The organism is Priestia sp. P5_B4, assembly GCF_056400385.1.
On record NZ_JBFULJ010000325.1, the window covers coordinates 1 to 3,990 of the forward strand.

General features: G+C 37.6%; 3 protein-coding genes and 1 pseudogene. All 4 read right to left on the reverse strand.

Annotated elements, in window-relative coordinates; all coding sequences use genetic code 11:
• Positions 1-170: pseudogene (locus AC1DRF_RS18500) on the reverse strand (sugar phosphate isomerase/epimerase); the annotation flags it as partial.
• Positions 167-1,345, reverse strand: a complete 1,179-nt coding sequence (locus AC1DRF_RS18505) for a Gfo/Idh/MocA family protein (RefSeq protein WP_097825068.1) — start codon at positions 1,343-1,345, stop codon at positions 167-169. The pseudogene AC1DRF_RS18500 and the gene AC1DRF_RS18505, both read right to left, overlap by 4 nt.
• 182 nt (positions 1,346-1,527) lie before the next feature.
• The gene (locus AC1DRF_RS18510) at positions 1,528-2,709 is read right to left on the reverse strand and encodes a levoglucosan dehydrogenase (RefSeq protein ID WP_251387630.1); all 1,182 of its coding nucleotides are present in this window, start codon (positions 2,707-2,709) and stop codon (positions 1,528-1,530) included.
• A gap of 131 nt (positions 2,710-2,840) precedes the next feature.
• Positions 2,841-3,662 (reverse strand): sugar phosphate isomerase/epimerase family protein, encoded by an 822-nt coding sequence (locus AC1DRF_RS18515; protein WP_477741353.1) that lies wholly within the window; start codon positions 3,660-3,662, stop codon positions 2,841-2,843.
• Between the last annotated feature and the right edge of the window lie 328 nt (positions 3,663-3,990).

The window sequence follows — 3,990 nt, forward strand, 5'->3', positions numbered from 1 at the left end:
GTTTTTAATTTCTCTGGGTTCTCTAGTAATTCATCCGGATTACAATGACTATTTCCTGGATAATTGCCTGTGCCCAATTCAACGGTCTCTACACCCATTTCACATAGTTTGTCCAGCATCTCTTCAAAAGGCAAGTTTTGATAAAGAACTGTAAACACACCTAATTTCATGCACGTACCTCCTGCTTTACCTTCACTTTCATCCATTTTTGTTGTTCATGACTTGCTAAAATGGCGTCGGTAATGCACATCGACATATGTCCATCTTCAAATGTTGCGAAAGTGGCTTTATCACTTAAAGGGTTTTTACCTTCCCGAATAAATGTATAGAAATTCAACAACCCATTTTTTAACGCATCTGGCCAGCCTTCATTATGGCCTCCCGGATGATGAATGGACGATTTTGCTTCAGGATTAAATAAAGTAGGATCTGCAAGAAGAGTTTGATTTGGTTGATCTCGATAGCCAATCCACAACTTTTCTGGTTCTTCTTGATTCCAAAAAGCAGAATTTTGACTGCAAGCGATTTCGAAGCTTAGCCTATTTTTTCGCCCTGCACTTACTTGAGACACAGTAAATAAGCCTTTTATCCCGTCTTCAAAGCGTACAAGAACAGACGCATAGTCTTCTGTGTTAATCGGAACATCTTCATATACTTCTTCTTGTCCTTTTTGTCCCCCAAAAGTAGATCCTTGAGAAGTAGATTTTTTTCTTACTGGTATAACAGTTGCTAGATCAGCAAAAACTTCGACAATTTTTTTACCTGTTACGTATTGAACTGTATCACACCAATGAGAACCAATATCTGCTACCGCGCGTGATTTCCCTCCGACTTCGGGAGCTAAACGCCAATTAAAGTCTGTTTCGAACAATAACCAGTCTTGTAAATAGCTTCCGTGCACTAAGTTGACTTTCCCTAACTCACCGTTTCTGATCATCGTTTCTAATTGTTTTACAATCGGAAATTGGCGGTAGTTAAAGTTTACGCCATGTACGACCTGATGCTCTTTAGCTAATTTCAATAGCTCGGCAGACTCTTCACTAGACATAGCCAATGGTTTCTCCGATAACACATGTTTGCCTGCTTGAATAATTTCTTTATTAATTTGAAAGTGAAGGTGATTAGGTGTACAGTTATGAACAACTTGAATATCACTGTCTTTTAACATGTCACGATAATCCCCATAAGCTTTCGGAATTCCAAGTTCAACCGCTTTTTGTTCTGCTACTTCCTGACCATGTTCTGCTAATCCAACTACTTCTACAAAACCGAGTCTTCTGATAGCCTCAATATGAGTAGGCCCAATAAATCCTGTCCCAATAACTCCAACTTGTATTTTTTCCATTTCTTTCTCCACCTTAATAAACTGTATTTTCCATGATTTCTGTTACTTACGTAGTAGCTCAAAAAAGAATTCAAACCTTTATAGCCGTTTGTTAACTTATCTCTATTGACCGAATCACAAATCAACAACCCTATTTCTAATAAAGGCTAGTCTACTAGGACTAGCCTCTACTAAACTATTATTTAAGCTTTCACTAAATTTCCTGTAAGATTAACCCATATACCGTTTTCAGCTGATTCAAGGATAGCATCCGAAATAACAGCGATCTGATAGCCATCTTCAAAATCTGGTGATACACTTGTATCTTCAGCGATTGATTTGAGGAAATCATATGTTTCAATAATTTTTGTTTCCCCGTAGCCAATTCCTAATGCTGGGATTGGCCATAGACCTTCTCCATATGGATGTGCAGGTCCTGTATAAACTGTTCTGAATCCGCGGCTATCACTCGGATCATCGGAGAAACATACTTGAAGCTCATCACGGCGTTCATAGTTAAAATATAATGAACCTTTCTCTCCGTGAATTTCAAATGTTAAGAAGTTGTTGCGACCCCAGGCATTACGAGTGGCTTCAATACTTCCTACTGCGCCGTTATCAAATTTAATTAAAGTTGAAAACTCATCGTCTACATCAACTTTACCTTTTGGTACATCAGCTTCTGCTTTTACAGTTCCTAGTTTATCTACAACACCACTTTGAATCGGTCGTTCACCAATCCATGTCTTTGCAACAGCCATTACCTCTGAAATGTCACCCACAAGATATCTTGCATAGTCAATCACATGTGTTCCAATATCACCTAATGCACCTGAACCAGCTCGTTCTTTTTGGAAGCGCCATGATAAAGGCGAGTTAGGATCCGCAGACCAGTCTTGCAGGTACGTACCTCGGAAGTTTAAAATCTTTCCGATTCTTCCTTCCTCAATATATTTTTTTGCTAGAGCAACGGCTGGTGTTCTACGATAGTTAAATGCGACCATATGTTTAACGCCTGCTTCTTTTACTGCATCAAGCATTGTTTTTGCTTCTGCTGCAGTTCGTGCTAACGGTTTTTCCGAAATGATATGTTTACCTGCTTTGGCAGCTGCAATGGCAATCTCTGCATGAGAGTCATTTGGTGTTACAATATCAATAATATCAATTTCAGGATCTTCTACTACCTTTCTCCAATCAGATGAATAGTTTTCAAATCCTAAACGTTCCGCTGCATCTTTTGCTAACTCTTCGGTCACATCAACGACTGTGTGTCGTTGAGGAATTGCTGGCGCCGGCCAAAAAAACATTGGCATACCTGCATAAGCAAGTGCATGCGCCTTCCCCATAAATCCTCCGCCAATCATACCTACGTTTAACTTTTTCATTTTTATTCTCCTCCTATGAAAGTAGTCTATTTATTCCGATCTACTATCTTTTAAATAATATCTGCTATATCGTTATGGTAAATTAGGCTTCAAGTTCCTAATATATTATCTCTGCTACTTTCTTCTTGACCTTAAGACTTATTTGCCGTTTCAAAACTTAATAAGAAGTTAAAGCTGATTTCTGCTCCTTTTTTCGGATCATTAYAGCTATCTAATTCTACTGTAAGCCATTCATCATACCCAATTCCATCCAGCACTTGGATCATCTGATCAAACTTTTGATGTCCTTCTCCTAAAGGAAGAAATTCTCCATTATAATAATCTTTGAAATGAATATATTTAATGCGATCTGCATATTTTTTAATTACTTCTACCGGATTCCCTCCACCTGCTTCGATATGCGCTGTATCCGGACATAAATTAATCGTTGTTAGTGCCATTAATTTGTCCAACTGGTCTGGGGCCTCTACGTTTGTTCCTAAATGCGGGTGATAGCTTGGAATAAGATTATATTTCTCTGCAATTACTACTACTCGATTAAGAGCATTGCCTAAATCAGCGTAATCACTTTCTAAAACACCATTCGTACGGATAGCTCCTCCGCCAATTACTAGATGCTGCGCTCCTAGTTCAGAGGCAAGAGCCGCAACCTCATCAATTTTTAATAATTCCTCTTCCAAAATATCCGGGAAAATAAAATTCCCTCCAGTGTAAACTCCAATAAAGTCTAAAGAGTAACGGTTCAGCAATGCTCTAAATTCTTCTTTTCTATCTTTAAATTCCATTAGGTTTCCGTCAAACATTTCAAATCCTTTATATCCAACTTCTGCAATATCTTTTAAAGCTTCTTCTGTTGATCCATTTGCAAGGTAATAAAGGTCTTTTATCGAAGTGACTCCGGCAGGGTGCCCTACTACCCCGCCCCACGTATTTGTCTGATATCCTAGTTTCATGGTTTCTCCCCTATCTTTAAAGATTCCTTATGAGTACATGGTGTATTAATACTGAGATTTCATCACCTCCCTAAATTAATTTAGATAAGAAATAATTGAGCCAAGATACATGTAATCGATTACAAAACATTCTAGAAAAAGACTGTATTTTTTAATTTATTATAAGAAGAAGCTGCTTTTACTACCTGTACTTGTAATTGATTGTACTTACCAGAAATACAAATTAAAAATCCCTTTTTAATCGGATATTAAGCAATTCTTTTTCCAACCATTTGTAATCGATTACATCTTAATTTAAAAAAATAAGAAGATTTAAATCATCAGACAC